This window comes from Flavobacterium piscisymbiosum, assembly GCF_020905295.1.
In the GTDB taxonomy this organism is placed as follows: Bacteria; Bacteroidota; Bacteroidia; order Flavobacteriales; family Flavobacteriaceae; genus Flavobacterium; species Flavobacterium piscisymbiosum.
In genome coordinates this window covers 1-15,456 of sequence record NZ_JAJJMM010000001.1, presented here as the reverse complement: position 1 = coordinate 15,456, position 15,456 = coordinate 1, and the positions used below count along the sequence as shown (strand labels likewise).

Here is a 15,456-nt window from a genome sequence, read left to right as displayed (position 1 = left end):
TTTAAGTTGTTATAATTTATGTTTAGGTAATTTTACGTAAAAATAATTCAAAAAATTAACGAATAAAATGGTTTAACGCTCTTTAACATTGATTAACATTTCATTAATTATTTGTTCGTACTTTTGTATTATTAATGGAAAAAAAATGCAAATAGAATTTTATAAATATCAGGGTACCGGAAACGATTTTGTAATGATTGATAATCGTTCAGATTTCTTTCCAAAAGATAATATTAAATTGATTGAACGCCTGTGTGACAGACGTTTCGGAATTGGAGCAGATGGTCTTATTTTATTAGAAAATGATACTGAAACTGACTTTAGAATGGTGTATTATAACTCAGACGGAAATCAGAGTTCAATGTGTGGAAACGGCGGTCGCTGCTTAGTGGCTTTTGCCAACCAATTAGGAGTGATTAAGGACGAAGCTACATTTATAGCAACAGACGGTTTGCATCACGCTTCTGTAGGTGATGATGCTATTATTTCTCTGCAAATGATTGATGTTGATGAAGTACAAAAGAAAGATTCATATACTTTTTTAGATACCGGTTCTCCGCATCACGTACAAATTGTTGATGATTTAGAACATTATAATGTAAAAGAGAATGGCGCTGCAATTCGTTATGGCGAGTTGTATGGCGAAAAAGGAAGCAATATCAATTTTGTAAAAAAGGTTGACGATGGTACTTTTTCACTTCGTACTTATGAAAGAGGAGTTGAAGATGAAACTCTGGCTTGCGGAACGGGAGCAACAGCAGTTGCAATTGCAATGAATGCTATCGGTCAAACAGAGAAAACTTCGATTAATTTAAATGTTGAAGGAGGAAAACTTGTAGTTTCTTTTGATAAATTGGGAGATCATTTTACGAATGTTTTCTTAACCGGTCCTGCCAAATTTGTTTTTAAGGGTACAATTGAAATATAATTTACTATATTCATATCAAAAAAAACTTTGAGAAAAACTTTCTTTATTCTGCTTCTTTTCTTTGCTAGTTTAAATATTCACGCGTGTTTGAACGGTGAAAAATATTTAATGAAAAATGGCGATTATCTTTATATGGATTATGCTGATAATTTACCATTTGGCCATAATTTTATTATCGGAAAATTTACAGAACGTTCTAAAATTGAGCTTGATAGTCTATATCGCAAAACCAAAGATCTGGATTATCTTTCAGATAAAGGATATATTTTGATTATTGAAAAGAAATATGACGAAGCATTAAGCCTGTATTTAAAGATTGAAAAGCTAAAGCCAAACCGATATTCAACAGCTTCCAACTTAGGAACTTTATATGAATTGATGGGGAATAATGAAGAAGCTTTAAAATGGATCAATAAATCGATTGCCATAAATCCTAAATCGCACAATGGCTCAGAATGGCTTCATTCCCGAATTTTAGAAGCAAAAATTAACGGTACAAAATTTCAAACCGCAAAATTCCTTTTGAATACTGATTTCGGTAAAGAAATTAAACCTGTTTCTCAACTCGATACAATTCAATTAAATAAATTGGATAAGTCATTGAACTATCAATTGAATGAAAGAATGTCTTTTATCAAACCCAAAGATAATATAATAGCAATTTTGTTGTTTGAATTGGGTAATATAAAAATGATTAAAGGAGAGTTTAATACCGCAAAGCCAATTCTGGACGAAGCAAAAAGGTATGGTTTGAATAGTCCGATTTTAGAAAAAAGACTCACTTATACCAAGTATGTATTAAATCCAAAACCTAAAATCAAGAAAGAAACGGGCGAGCAGATAGATTACGTTAGAACTTTACTCTCAATAATTTTAGGTATTATATCGATTAGTCTTTTATATTTAATATTTCAATCTAAAAAGCAACAATTAAAAATCTAAAATGATTACACTCAAAGGAGAAAATATTTATCTGCGAGCATTAGAACCTAATGATCTGGAGTTTGTTTATGCAATGGAGAATGATGAAAGCATTTGGGAAGTCAGTAATACACAAACACCTTATAGCCGATTTTTAGTTCGTCAGTATCTCGAAAATGCACAACAGGATATTTACGAAGCCAAACAATTGCGTTTGGCAATCTGTCAGGATCAGGATTTTCCGGCGATTGGGTTAATTGATTTATTCGAATTTGATCCTAAAAATAACAGGGCAGGTATTGGAATTGTTATTCAAAAAGACGAAAACAGAAAGCAAAACATTGGTTCTGAGGCGTTAGAGCTTTTAATTAAGTATTCTTTTCATAATTTAAATTTACATCAGTTGTATGCAAATATAGCTGTAGGAAATGTAGCAAGTATAGCTCTTTTTACTAAATTTGGCTTTGAGAAAATAGGAATCAAAAAAGATTGGATTTTGCTTAATAACCACTATCAAGACGAAGCAATTTTTCAGTTAATTAATAAACAAATTTAAACTTATACTTTGAGCTTAAAAAAAATCATCACAATAACTGCTGTAGCCGTAATTTCAGTTTTAATGATTTACGGATTTATTTTAATTAGTAAAATATTCAGTGCCAATACTAAATTTGACGAAAAGGAACTTTATGTATACGTTCCTACAAACGCAAATTATACAGATGTAAAGAAAATATTAGCACCTTACATTAAAAATTTCGACAATTTTGAAATGGTTGCCAATAAAAGAAGCTATCCTGAAAATGTAAAATCAGGTCGTTTTTTACTTAAAAAAGACATGAATAATATCGATTTGGTTCGCGCAATGAGAGCCAATATTCCTGTCAAATTATCTTTTAATAACCAGGAGCGCTTAGAGAACTTTGCCGGAAGAGTGGGTGCTGAGATCGAAGCAGACAGTTTATCTTTAATGAAAGCAATTAAAGATCCGGCTTTTCTAAAAGAAAATGGTTTTAATGAAGAGAATGTTTTTGCGATGTTTATTCCAAATACCTATGAGATTTATTGGAATACTTCTGCAGAGAAATTCAGAGATAAAATGATTAAGGAGTATCATAATTTCTGGACGGCTGAAAGAATCGAAAAAGCAAAAAAACAAGGTTTAACTCCGGTTCAGGCTACAATTTTAGCTTCTATTGTTCATAAGGAATCCGTTAAAAAAGATGAAAGACCTCGTATTGCGGGTGTATATTTGAATCGTTTACGTTTAGAAATGCCTTTACAAGCAGATCCAACTGTTATTTATGCTTTAAAGCTTAGAGATAATAATTTTGATCAGGTTATCAAGAGAGTTTTTTATAATGATTTGGTTATGAGATCCCCATATAATACTTATGTAAACATAGGACTTCCTCCGGGACCTATCGCAATGCCTGATATTACAGCTGTTGATGCGGTTTTAAATCCAGAAAAGAACGATTATATTTATTTCTGTGCAAGTATAGATCGTTTTGGCTATCATGAATTTGCATCAACTTATGAGCAACATCAAATAAATGCAAAAAAATATTCAGACTGGATCGCTAGTCAGGGAGTGACAAGATAAATTTTTTCATTGTTAATGATTAAAAATAGTAAAAAACCGAGGCATAAAGCTTCGGTTTTTTTATGCTCTATACTTAAATGGTTTTATTTTAAAAGTAATTATTTTTTCGAAAAATACAGAATGATATTTAATTGAAGATTTTCTCATTTTTGATTCTCATTTTTTATAAATACAATCAAAAATTATCGATTAATATTCTCTATTTTATGTGTGCTTTAAAATTGAAATTTACAAAAGATTATATTTTAGTTTACATAAATTTAATGAAAAAACCAAATTTTAATGCCATAAATTATCTTTAAAAATCTTAAACGTTTGGTAAGTTTAATCTTGCTATTTTAACTAATTTGCTAAAAAAATGATAAAAATTGCATTTTTCAGATTTATATTTTGGTGCTTTTGAAGCAAAATTAAAACCTAGGTTTTCCCCTCGTAATCTGCATCAATAAAGGGATTAGTAGCTATATTTATATTTGCAAAAACATATAACTATTTGATTTACAGAGTTGTTTTGTATTTCTTATCTTTGCACCGTAGAAATTTCAAAGAGGTGACAGGGATTTGAAGAAAAACAATTTATGATAAAGAAGTGGTATTTTTATGCGAGTTTGATCGTTATTATTACATTTTTAAGTTTGGGTTTTAAACCCTTTAATCTAGAAACTAAACCTTGGTTTCTAATAGAAAAAACAGATGGATCTGAATACATGTTTCCATCGCAAGAAGAGGATGATTATCCTGCAATAAAAAAGGTAAATGTCGTATTTACAGAAAAGCGACTTATTAGTTTTAAAGAAGCGGTAGCCTTTAAAGAATCTCAGGGAAAATACCGATTGGTAAATTCGTTAGGTTATATGGGGAAATACCAATTTGGTTCTAAAGCTTTAAGGGCTGTTGGTGTTAAAAATGACAAAGCCTTTTTGAAAGATCCTGCATTACAAGAAAAAGCATTTATTGCATTACTATCCAAAAACAAATGGATTTTACGTAATGAAATAGAAAAGTATGAAGGAAAGATTATCAGTGGTATCGAAATTACCGAATCGGGAATTTTAGCCGCTGCACACCTTGGAGGAGCTGGTTCAGTAAAAAACTTTTTTAAAAATAGAGGAAACAGGCATTTTAGAGATGCTTACGGTACTTCATTAAAAAGTTATATGAAAGCCTTTGGTGGTTATGATCTTTCTCGTATCGAAGCAGATAGTGATGCTACAATACACGATCAAATTTAAAATTTGCATAAGCAAAAAAAATCCCGATACAATTCGGGATTTTTTTTTGCTCTTTAGTCAATTAGAATTTCGAGGATTTTAATAGCTGCTTCGCTAATTTTAGTTCCAGGACCAAAAACAGCAACAGCTCCGGCATCAAATAGAAATTGGTAGTCTTGCGCCGGAATTACTCCTCCTACAATAACCATAATATCTTCACGTCCGTGTTTTTTAAGTTCCTCGATAACTTGCGGAACCAATGCTTTGTGGCCTGCTGCCAATGATGAAACGCCTAAAATATGCACATCGTTTTCAACCGCTTGTTTGGCAGCTTCGGCAGGTGTCTGAAAAAGCGGACCTATATCAACATCAAAACCTACATCGGCATAGCCTGTGGCTACTACTTTTGCACCGCGATCGTGACCATCTTGTCCCATTTTGGCAATCATAATTCTGGGACGTCTTCCTTCTTGTTTTGCAAAGGCATCTGCTAATTGTTTTGCCTTTTCAAAATTCTCGTCGTTTTTTATTGCTGCACTATACACACCGCTAAAGGATTTAATTTGTGCTTTATATCGGCCAAAAATACTTTCGAGAGCATCGCTGATTTCACCCAATGTTGCTCTGTTTCGAGCGGCTTCAATAGCAATTTCTAATAAGTTTCCTTGTCCGGTTTTGGCACAATGTATTAATTTTTCCAGTGATTGATTTACTTTTTCAGTATCTCTTGTTGCTTTTATTTGTTCCAGTTGCGCTAATTGTTGCTTGCGAACCATTTGGTTGTCGACATCCAAAATATGCAATGGATCTTCTTTCTCTAATCTATATTGGTTTACACCAACAATAATATCCTGTCCGCTATCAATTCTTGCTTGTTTTCTGGCTGCAGCTTCTTCAATTCTTAGTTTCGGAATTCCGGCTTCAATGGCTTTTGTCATTCCACCCAATTCTTCTACTTCTTCGATCAGTTTCCAGGTACTTTTTAGAATTTCATTTGTCAGGCTTTCAACGTAATAACTTCCTCCCCAAGGATCCACAGTTTTGGTGATTTTAGTTTCTTCCTGTAAAAAAATCTGTGTATTACGGGCTATTCTTGCCGAAAAATCTGTTGGTAATGCAATAGCTTCGTCTAGTGCATTAGTATGTAATGATTGAGTTCCTCCAAATGCTGCCGCTGTAGCTTCTATGCAAGTTCTGGCAACATTATTAAAAGGATCTTGTTCTGTTAAGCTCCAGCCACTAGTTTGGCAATGTGTTCTTAAAGCTAAAGATTTATCGCTTTTAGGATTAAATTGCTGTACTAATTTTGCCCAAATCATTCGGCCTGCGCGCATTTTCGCAATCTCCATAAAATGATTCATTCCAATTGCCCAAAAGAAAGACAGGCGGGGAGCAAATTCGTCGATTGTCATTCCAGTAGAAAGTCCGGTTCGAATATATTCTAAACCATCGGCCAAAGTATACGCCAATTCTATATCGGCTGTTGCTCCGGCTTCCTGCATATGATATCCTGAAATAGAGATCGAATTGAATTTTGGCATTTTCTTGCTCGTAAATTCAAAAATATCTGCAATGATTTTCATCGAAGGCGTTGGCGGATAGATATAAGTATTACGAACCATAAATTCTTTTAGAATATCATTCTGGATCGTTCCGGATAATTTCTCGATTGCGACTCCTTGTTCTTCAGCTGCGACAATATAAAAGGCCATAATAGGCAAAACCGCTCCGTTCATCGTCATCGAAACCGACATTTCGTCTAGCGGAATCTGATCAAACAAAACTTTCATGTCTTCGACAGAATCGATAGCAACACCAGCTTTCCCTACATCACCAACCACTCGTTCGTGATCTGAGTCATAACCGCGATGTGTTGGTAAATCAAAAGCGATAGAAAGTCCTTTTTGTCCGGCAGCCAGATTTCTTCTGTAAAAAGCATTGCTTTCTTCCGCTGTAGAAAATCCTGCATATTGTCGAATCGTCCAGGGACGTCTAACGTACATAGTAGCATAAGGTCCTCGCAAATTTGGCGCAAAACCTGCTCCGAAATCAAGAAACTCTAAGTCCTCTATATCTTTTTCAGAATAAGTTGCTTTGAGCTCGATACCTTCTGCTGTGGTGAAGTTATGAGTTTTGGGTTCTGGGTTATGCATCTGTTCGCTTAACTCATAGCTTTTAATATCTAACTTTATATGTTTAAGGTCTTTTCTCAATTGTAAATAATGTTGTTTAGAATACGTTTAACTCACTATCTCTTGATGTGTGAAAAATAGATTTAATAACGATACAATTTTTATAAATTGAATAATGTATCGCGTATGGAAAAGTTTTTAAAAATATGATTCGAATGTTGTCATATCTTATTTGAAATAATAGTGGGTCTTTTTTAATGATTGCTATGCTTCTTTTGAAAGAATCATTAAACCTAATCGCTAATTTTGGATGTATGCCTTTATACCAAAACAAAGATTTTTTATAATCTACTTTAGCTTCTTCAATAATTACTATTTTATAGATCATTTTCAATTTCTTTTAAAAAATCATCAATGTCAGTAACATTCGTAGGATTTTTTAAATAGTTTTCTGTTCTTTCTCTCACTTGATCAATTTGCCATTGAGGAATTTTATAATGGTCATTCTGCACAGGTAAAATAATTACTTCTACTTCATCTGCTATAAAATCATCTGGTAGTATGATGGTTACAGAATGATTTTTAACTGATATTATTTGTCTAATTGCTTCCATTATTATTTAGGGTTATATTCAAATAAAACTATTTGAAATGAATTTTATTCAAGCTCCAATCGCTCCTGTTCCAGCTTCTCTGCCAATCTTTTTTCTATAATTGGTGTAATTAATGTTTTTCTTGGTTTTATTTTTACGAAAGGAAATAATTCCAAATCGTGTTTCATTCGGTCTTCTTTGTTAGGATATTTATTCGTGCCTAATAAAACTTCTTTTTTAGAATCGAACAATTCCTGCTCTTTTGAGGCACTTTCCTGAATTTTCTTTTTGATGGTTCCGTCATTAAGAAGTTTTAAGAAACCTCCATTTGCTTCAATATCTTTAAATGAAGCTAAACTTTTTTCTGCTAATTGCATCGTCAGACTTTCTATATAATAACTTCCATCGGCTGGATTATCGACTTTGTCAAAATAACTTTCATATTTTAAAATCAACAATTGATTTCTGGCAATTCGGTCGCCAAATTCGTTGTCTTTGTGGTATAATGAATCATATGGTAAATTGGCCACGGCATCTGCGCCGCCAAGTATTGCCGACATGCATTCGGTTGTGGTACGTAACATATTTACATTATAATCGTAAATTGTTTTATTGCGTTTTGTTGGCGTTACCAAAAAATGACATTCTAAATCAGGATTATACTCTGAAGCTATCAGTTTGAAAAGCATTCGTAAAGCGCGAAGTTTTGCAATTTCAAAAAAATAATTTGTTCCTACTGATATTTGAAATACAAATGGTTCAGTAACGCTTGGCAAGCGATTTAAATATTCGTTGGCGTGTGCTAAACTATAGGCAATTTGTTGTGTAATATTAGCGCCGGCATTTTGATATAAACCGGAATCGATACTTAACAAGGAAAGGTTTGTTGTGGCTTTTGCAATTTTTTCGATCGTTTCGAAATTATTTTTATCAGCTGTTGTAAACCAGTTTCCTTCTCTTGCAAAATGACCAATTGGGTCAATATTGCAATAAAAAACAGCTTTTTTCTGAATCGAAATGGTGTCCAATACTTTTACGAAATCGATTGAAATAAAATTCAAATTAAAGTAAACCGTTCTGTTTTCTAAAGGAAGAGTTTCTAATAATTTTTGTACATCTATTTTTTCGTTTTCGATAGTAAAACGTAAACTTTCAGCACCTCTTTCGATAGTGTTTATAGCTCTTTGAATCGATTTTTCGATATCATAGACAAAGATATTTTGACAAATTTTAAAATTGGATGCCTGAGTTTTAACCGAAGCAGCTTTAGAAAATTCATCTATATGATAAAACGGTTTAACCTGAATGTCTTCTGGAGAATTCCAAATTACGGTTTCGTTATAATCTGCTCCATCTAATTCAAACTGAATTTTTTGTTTCCATTGTTTGGATGAAATCGGATTAAAATCGTCGAATAGGGTAGTAGCCATTGGGTTTGTGTGCTTTTTTCTGATTATTCTTTTGTATCTTGAATGGTATCTCCTTCAAATTGAATGATGTAAATATCTTCGCTATCTTTTTTCATGTAATATTTTTCGCGAGCATATTTTTCTATTTGTTCAGGATTTTTAAGCTGCTTGATCTGTTCCTGATCTTTCTTTATTTCGTCCTGATAATATTTTTTGTTGTCTTGTAGTTCATTAATCTGTCCGTCAAGAAAACGGTGATCAAAATAGGAGTAATTGTCTAAAAATAACATCCAGACTACAAAAAAGAGTAAAACCCAAACATATTTATTGCTCAGTAATTTAAACCAGCGTTTGCCTTTATATGGATTTTTTAATTTCATTTTCTCTTTAAACTGATTACTTCTTATAATTTCGATTGGTGTTCTAGCCCCGATGGAGCCGATATCCTTTTTATGTCCGCCGCGGCGGACATAAAAAGATAAAGGCGAGAGCGGGAAATAGCTCCTAATTTTTATGGAATAAATTTACGATAAAAATTATGAAATTCGTTGATTAATTACAGCCCGGACTACATCGATGGCTACAGTATTGTATTTATCATTAGGAATGATGATGTCTGCAAAAGCTTTTGATGGCTCGATAAATTGCTCGTGCATAGGTTTTAAGGTGTTTTGATAACGGGTTAAAACCTCCTCGATATCACGTCCGCGTTCTGAAATATCACGTTTTAAACGGCGAATTAATCTTTCGTCAGAGTCAGCATGCACGTAAACTTTAACATCAAAAAGATCACGAAGCTCCGGATTGGTCAAGATTAGAATGCCTTCTACAATCATTACTTTTCTTGGATGCGTTGATACCGTATCGTCTGTTCTGTTATGTTGTATGAAAGAATAAACAGGCTGATCGATAGTTTCGCCTTCTTTTAGTGCTTTTAAATGTTTTACCAATAATTCAAAATCGATCGCACGCGGATGATCAAAATTGATTAATGCTCTTTCGTCGAACGACAAATTATGGGTTTCTTTATAGTAGGAATCCTGAGAAATTACGCCAACTTCAGTGTCTGGTAATTCGTTCATAATTTGATGTACTACTGTTGTTTTTCCACTTCCTGTTCCTCCTGCAATTCCAATAATGAGCATATATTTTTTGTTTGATATTTGTTTGGCAAAAATAATAATTTAAGTGAAGTACTAAACATATTATGTAATTTAACCATATAAGTAATGTAAGTAAAATTAAGCAACAAAATATTTAAGTAAAACGGTACTTAACTGAACTTATATTACTTATATGGTTAAAAGATTGTGACTTATATGGTGAAAACATAAAAAAAATCCCGAAAGTAGAACCTTCGGGATTTAGTGCAATCAGTATAGTTTATAAAAAATATTCTGAATTTAGTAAGCACGTAAAATTATTTATTCTTTTTAGCTTTTATCATCATTTCAAGCTGATCCCAAAGTTCTTCCGGAATTGCTTCTAATAAATTAAATTGTCCTGCGCCTTTTAGCCATTCGCCACCATCGATTGTGATAACATCACCATTTACATAAGCTGAAAAATCAGATACTAAATAAGCTGCTAAATTGGCCAATTCCTGATGATCACCTACACGTTTCAATGGAACTTTTTTCGCCATGTCAAATTTTTCGGCAAGATCTCCGGGTAATAATCTGTCCCACGCGCCTTTTGTTGGGAATGGTCCCGGTGCAATGGCATTAGAACGGATTCCGTATTTTGCCCATTCTACAGCCAAACTGCGTGTCATGGCCAAAACTCCTGCTTTTGCAGTAGCACTAGGTACAACATATGCTGAACCTGTCCAGGCATAAGTGGTTACGATATTTAATATTGTAGCCGATGTTTGTTTGGTATCGATCCAGTGTTTTCCAAAAGCTAGTGTACAGTTTTTTGAACCTTTTAATACGATATCTATAACAGTATCAAATGCATTTGCAGATAAACGTTCGGTTGGAGAAATAAAATTTCCGGCAGCATTGTTCAAAAGAACATCTACTTTTCCAAAAGCTTTTAAGGTTTCCTGAAGCATATTTTCTACTTCTTCATAATGACGAACGTCACATTGAAGCGGTAAACATTTTCCTCCGGTTTCAGTTTCAAGTTCGGTGGCCGTATTTTTTAGCTTTTCTAAATCTCTTGAAGTAATGGCTACCTGAGCACCTAATTCTAAGAAATATTTGGTCATGGCTTTTCCTAAACCGCTTCCGCCGCCTGTTACTACTATGACTTTACCTTTTAAAGCGTCATCTCTTAACATTTTATCTGTATAGCTCATATTTTTTTTCTTTTTATTACAATATTAATTAAATAAATAGGATGCACGCATAATAATGTTATAAAATTTTGATAAACTTTATATATCACATAATTTTTTTGCTGCTGATTCTAAAGTGAAATTGTCTTTAGCAAAGCAAAAACGTATTAATTTTTGGTCTTTATGATCTGAATAAAAAGTAGAAATTGGGATGGCAGCAACGCCATGGTCTGTAATTAGTTTTTTGCAAAAAGTAACATCATCATCGTTTGAAATGTTGGTGTAAGAGGTAACCTGAAAATAAGTTCCCTCGCAAGGTTTTAGTTCAAAACGGCTATTTTGAAGCAGTTTCTGGAAATAATCTCGTTTTTCCTGATAGAATTTTCCAAGCAAATTCACATCAACAACATTTAAATATTCACTTATGGCAGCTTGAGAAATACTGTTAACGCTGAAAACAAGAAACTGATGTACTTTTTTAATTTCTTTCATCAAGTGTTCGGGCGCAACGGTATAGCCAATTTTCCAGCCTGTAATATGAAATGATTTTCCGAAAGATGAAACCATTATGCAACGGTTTAAAAGAAAATCTTTGGTATGTGCAGAGATGTGTTTTTCTTCGAATGTAATATATTCGTAGACTTCATCAGATAAAACAATAATGTCCGGATGTTTTGAAAGTAATTTTTCCAGTTCAAGAAAATCAGCTTCAGTTAAAATTTTCCCTGTTGGATTATGCGGATTATTGATAATAATCATCCTGGTTTTTGATGAACACGCTTTTTCGATCGTTTCCCAATTGGGTGTGTAATCATCGTTTAAAGCTACACGAACTGGTTTTGCATTACAAAGTAAAACCGGAGATTCGTATGAATCATAACTCGGATCCAGAATTACAACTTCGTCACCCGTTTTTACCAAAGCTAAAATCGAAGTGAAAATTCCCTGTGTCGCACCGGCAGTAACCAAAAGTTCTAAATCAGGATTGATCGTTCTTTTGTAAGAACTCTGAATTAAATTTGCAATCTGATTCATTAACGGCGGCAAACCTGCCATTGGTGTGTATTGATGTACGTTTTCCTTAGCTAATCTTGCCAGAATATCTGTTAATCTTTCATCAACCGGAAAGTTAGGAAATCCCTGCGAAAGATTAATTGCATTATATTCTGTTGCCATTTTAGACATTACTGTAAAAATGCTTGTCGTTACGTTTGGAAGTTTACTCATGATGAAGTTTGATTAGGGGAAAAACTTATAAGTGAATAAAATAAACTTAATTTATTATCATTGGAATGGAGTAGAGAACTCTAATAATTTTATTGTTTTGTTTTCCGGGACTCCATTTTGGAAATAGTTTTAAAACTCTTATGGCTTCTGTACCTGTTTCGTGTCCAAGGTCTCTTAAAATTTTAATGTCACTTAACGATCCATCTTTTTCAATAATAAAAGTGGTGTATATTTTTCCTTTTAAACCTTCTTTTGGGTTTTTGAAATTTTGTTTTATAAAGCCATTCATTGCTTCTAATCCTCCGGGAAATTCAGGTTTAACATCTATGCCTGCAGTATTGTAGATTTTGTTGTCATCATCGGTTGTATTGGGTTTAGCAACCTCTTGAGAAAATGTATTTTGCGCAAGGCAAATCAAAATAAGGATTAGAAACTTTTTCATTATGATGGTCTTAAAGTTAGTTTACATTTTATGAATAATAAAAATCGTTGGTCGGTTATGTAAATCAACTTTTAATTTTTTCCAATCTGCAACACGCATTGTTTTAATGAATTCTGTTGGTAAAGTAATATCAGTTGCAATACATAAATGAGTTGAAGGATTTACGATTTGTAAAATATCTTCAACCAATTTATTGTTTCTGTATGGGGTTTCAATAAAAATCTGCGATTGGTTTTTATCCTGAGATAATTTCTCAAAATGTTTCAAAGCCGATTTTTTCTCATCTTTATCAATTGGCAAATATCCGTTGAAAGTAAAGCTTTGACCGTTCATTCCGGAAGCCATCATTGCAAGTAGAATGGAAGACGGACCAACTAAAGGCACAACCTGAATTCCTTTTTCGTGTGCCAATTTTACAATTACAGCACCGGGATCAGCAACTCCGGGACAACCGGCTTCGCTCATTAAACCTACATTTTTTCCTTCTAATAAAGGTTTGATGAAGTCTAAATGCTCGCTGGGTTCTGTGCGTTTATTAAGTGTGAAAAGTATAAGTTCTGATTGTTTTTTTTCAGGAGAAACTGCTTTTATTGATTTTCTGGCCGTTTTCTCGTTTTCAACAATATAATGATCTATAAAATCGATACTTCTTTTTACGGTTTGTGGCAAAACATCCATAGGATCGCTTTCGCCCATTGTGGTTGGAATTAAATATAGTTTTCCTAGAAGTTTCATTTGTGATGGTTTAGGATTAAAAGAAAAATGTACTTCAATTATCAGTTAAGTAATTAAAATACATTAAAATTATGAATGTTTTTCGATAAGTTTTTTGGCAATAATTTCGGCAACTTCGTCTAACATTTGATAAACATTGTCGAAACCATTTGCAGTTCCGTAATAAGGATCTGGAACATCTACGTTTTCGTCCGGAAATAATTCGTTTAAAATAAGATGTACTTTATTTTTGTGTTCCGGAGTTTTGGCTAAATGAATGACGTCTCGGTAATTTGAACTATCCATAACATAAATATAATCAAATTCGTCAAAATCAGCTGTTTTAAATTGTTTTCCTTTTTGATTGTCAATGCATAAGCCGTTTTTTTTGGCTACAGCAATCGAACGTTTATCTGGTGAATGACCCACATGCCACGATCCTGTTCCTGCGGAATCAACTATAAAATTTTCAGGTAATTTTGATGCTAAAATACCTTCGGCTAAAGGTGATCTGCAAATATTTCCCAAGCAAACCATTAAAATTTTTACTGGCATGATTCGCGTTTATAGCGTTAATTTTTTGTTGATGTCTTCGACAAATTTCTTGAATTGCTTGTCTGTAGAAACTAAATTGTCAACGGTTTTACAAGCGTGTAAAACGGTAGCGTGATCACGATCTCCAATTTGCGAACCAATGTTTGCCAAAGAAGCTTTAGTAAATTTCTTTGCAAAAAACATCGCCAATTGTCTTGCCTGAACCACGTGCCTCTTTCTGGTTTTAGATTGAAGTGTTTCAATATCCAACTGAAAATAATCTGACACAATTTTTTGAATATAATCGATAGAGATTTCTCTCTTTACGTTTTTAACAAATTTCTCTACAACGCTTTTTGCCAATTCAATCGTAACTTCTTTTTTGTTGAAAGAAGATTGTGCGATCAATGAGATAATAGCGCCTTCAAGTTCCCTAACATTCGATTTAATGTTGCGGGCAACATATTCAATGATATCTTCCGGCATCTCAACACCATCACGATATAGAATATTTTTTAAGATCGAAATTCTGGTTTCGTAATCTGGCTGGTGTAATTCAGCAGATAATCCCCATTTAAAACGTGATAACAAACGTTGTTCGATATCCTGCATATCAACAGGAGCTTTGTCCGAAGTCAAAATTACCTGTTTTCCGTTTTGGTGCAAATAGTTGAAAATATGGAAAAATACGTCCTGAGTTCCTGATTTTCCAGATAAAAACTGAACGTCATCAATAATCAAAACGTCGATTAATTGGTAAAAGTGAATGAAATCATTACGATTATTCTTTTTAACCGAATCAATATATTGTTGTGTGAAAATTTCGGCAGAAATATATAAAACCGTTTTTTCAGGATATTTATCTTTTACTTCAACACCTATCGCGTGTGCTAAGTGTGTTTTTCCTAAACCAACTCCACCAAAAATCAATAAAGGATTAAATGATGTTCCTCCAGGTTTGTTGGCAACTGCCATACCTGCAGAACGAGCTAAACGGTTTGAGTCTCCTTCAAGGAAATTGTCAAAACTATAATTAGGATTTAACTGTGATTCAATTTTTAAATTTCTGATTCCCGGAATTACAAAAGGATTCTTTAGTTCAGGATTCAGGTTTTTAAACGGAGCATCAACCTCTTGCGGTTTCATTGGCACTCTGTTGGAACTTGGCAGCTGCTCGGTAAAAGGCTGTTTATTTCCATAAGTGTTCTCCATTTTAATTTTATAGAGTAACTTTGCGTTTTTTCCCAGTTCTTTGGTAAGCGCAACTTTCAATAATTTTACGTAGTGTTCTTCTAGCCATTCGTAGAAAAATTTACTTGGTACCTGAATATATAACGCGTTGTCGGTTAGCTCAACTGATTTGATTGGTTCGAACCAAGTTTTATATGCTTGATCTTGAATATTGTCTTTTATAAAGGACAAACAGTTTTCCCATACCGATTGAGCAGTTTTAGTCAT

Annotated in this window: 16 protein-coding genes; 5 read left to right on the top strand and 11 right to left on the bottom strand. The window is 33.3% G+C overall.

The annotated features are described in order from the left end of the window. The first annotated feature begins 145 nt into the window (after nt 1–145). From dapF to LNP81_RS00060, 5 genes are all read left to right on the top strand, one after another. On the top strand, nt 146–928 hold the full coding sequence (gene dapF / locus LNP81_RS00080; RefSeq protein WP_230032376.1) for a diaminopimelate epimerase: 783 nt from the start codon (nt 146–148) through the stop codon (nt 926–928). Between the two features lie 87 nt (nt 929–1,015). Beyond that, on the top strand, nt 1,016–1,870 hold the full coding sequence (locus LNP81_RS00075) for a tetratricopeptide repeat protein (RefSeq protein ID WP_230032373.1): 855 nt from the start codon (nt 1,016–1,018) through the stop codon (nt 1,868–1,870). 1 nt (nt 1,871) lies between these two features. Then, on the top strand, nt 1,872–2,405 hold the full coding sequence (locus LNP81_RS00070; protein WP_230032372.1) for a GNAT family N-acetyltransferase: 534 nt from the start codon (nt 1,872–1,874) through the stop codon (nt 2,403–2,405). Between the two features lie 9 nt (nt 2,406–2,414). Beyond that, the gene (gene mltG, locus LNP81_RS00065) at nt 2,415–3,455 is read left to right on the top strand and encodes an endolytic transglycosylase MltG (protein WP_230032370.1); all 1,041 of its coding nucleotides are present in this window, start codon (nt 2,415–2,417) and stop codon (nt 3,453–3,455) included. 578 nt (nt 3,456–4,033) lie between these two features. Beyond that, entirely contained in the window at nt 4,034–4,687 is a 654-nt protein-coding gene (locus tag LNP81_RS00060) for a peptidoglycan-binding protein LysM (protein ID WP_230032369.1), read from the top strand. Nucleotides 4,688–4,740: 53 nt separating this feature from the next. Here LNP81_RS00060 and scpA read toward each other — a convergent pair whose 3' ends face one another. From scpA to dnaA, 11 genes are all read right to left on the bottom strand, one after another. After that, the gene (gene scpA / locus LNP81_RS00055) at nt 4,741–6,879 is read right to left on the bottom strand and encodes a methylmalonyl-CoA mutase (RefSeq protein WP_255700726.1); all 2,139 of its coding nucleotides are present in this window, start codon (nt 6,877–6,879) and stop codon (nt 4,741–4,743) included. Nucleotides 6,880–7,175: 296 nt separating this feature from the next. Beyond that, on the bottom strand, nt 7,176–7,412 hold the full coding sequence (locus tag LNP81_RS00050) for a hypothetical protein (RefSeq protein WP_230032368.1): 237 nt from the start codon (nt 7,410–7,412) through the stop codon (nt 7,176–7,178). A 44-nt stretch (nt 7,413–7,456) separates the two neighbouring features. Continuing rightward, nucleotides 7,457–8,821, bottom strand: coding sequence for a methylmalonyl-CoA mutase subunit beta (locus LNP81_RS00045; RefSeq protein WP_230032367.1), 1,365 nt, complete (start codon nt 8,819–8,821; stop codon nt 7,457–7,459). A gap of 23 nt (nt 8,822–8,844) precedes the next feature. Next, nucleotides 8,845–9,180, bottom strand: coding sequence for an FtsB family cell division protein (locus tag LNP81_RS00040; protein WP_230032366.1), 336 nt, complete (start codon nt 9,178–9,180; stop codon nt 8,845–8,847). Between the two features lie 156 nt (nt 9,181–9,336). Beyond that, the gene (gene udk / locus LNP81_RS00035) at nt 9,337–9,945 is read right to left on the bottom strand and encodes a uridine kinase (RefSeq protein ID WP_230032365.1); all 609 of its coding nucleotides are present in this window, start codon (nt 9,943–9,945) and stop codon (nt 9,337–9,339) included. Nucleotides 9,946–10,220: 275 nt separating this feature from the next. Continuing rightward, nucleotides 10,221–11,102, bottom strand: coding sequence for an SDR family oxidoreductase (locus LNP81_RS00030; protein WP_230032364.1), 882 nt, complete (start codon nt 11,100–11,102; stop codon nt 10,221–10,223). Between the two features lie 78 nt (nt 11,103–11,180). Beyond that, entirely contained in the window at nt 11,181–12,308 is a 1,128-nt protein-coding gene (locus tag LNP81_RS00025; protein ID WP_230032363.1) for a methionine aminotransferase, read from the bottom strand. A gap of 46 nt (nt 12,309–12,354) precedes the next feature. Beyond that, entirely contained in the window at nt 12,355–12,750 is a 396-nt protein-coding gene (locus LNP81_RS00020; protein ID WP_230032362.1) for an energy transducer TonB, read from the bottom strand. A 21-nt stretch (nt 12,751–12,771) separates the two neighbouring features. Then, nucleotides 12,772–13,485 carry an SAM-dependent methyltransferase gene (locus LNP81_RS00015; protein WP_065451225.1) on the bottom strand — a complete coding sequence of 238 codons (714 nt, stop codon included), beginning with the start codon at nt 13,483–13,485 and terminating at the stop codon, nt 12,772–12,774. Between the two features lie 69 nt (nt 13,486–13,554). Further along, on the bottom strand, nt 13,555–14,019 hold the full coding sequence (locus LNP81_RS00010; RefSeq protein WP_230032361.1) for a low molecular weight protein-tyrosine-phosphatase: 465 nt from the start codon (nt 14,017–14,019) through the stop codon (nt 13,555–13,557). 9 nt (nt 14,020–14,028) lie between these two features. Then, the coding region (gene dnaA, locus LNP81_RS00005; RefSeq protein ID WP_065451227.1) for a chromosomal replication initiator protein DnaA at nt 14,029–15,456 on the bottom strand (1,428 nt) is incomplete at its 5' end.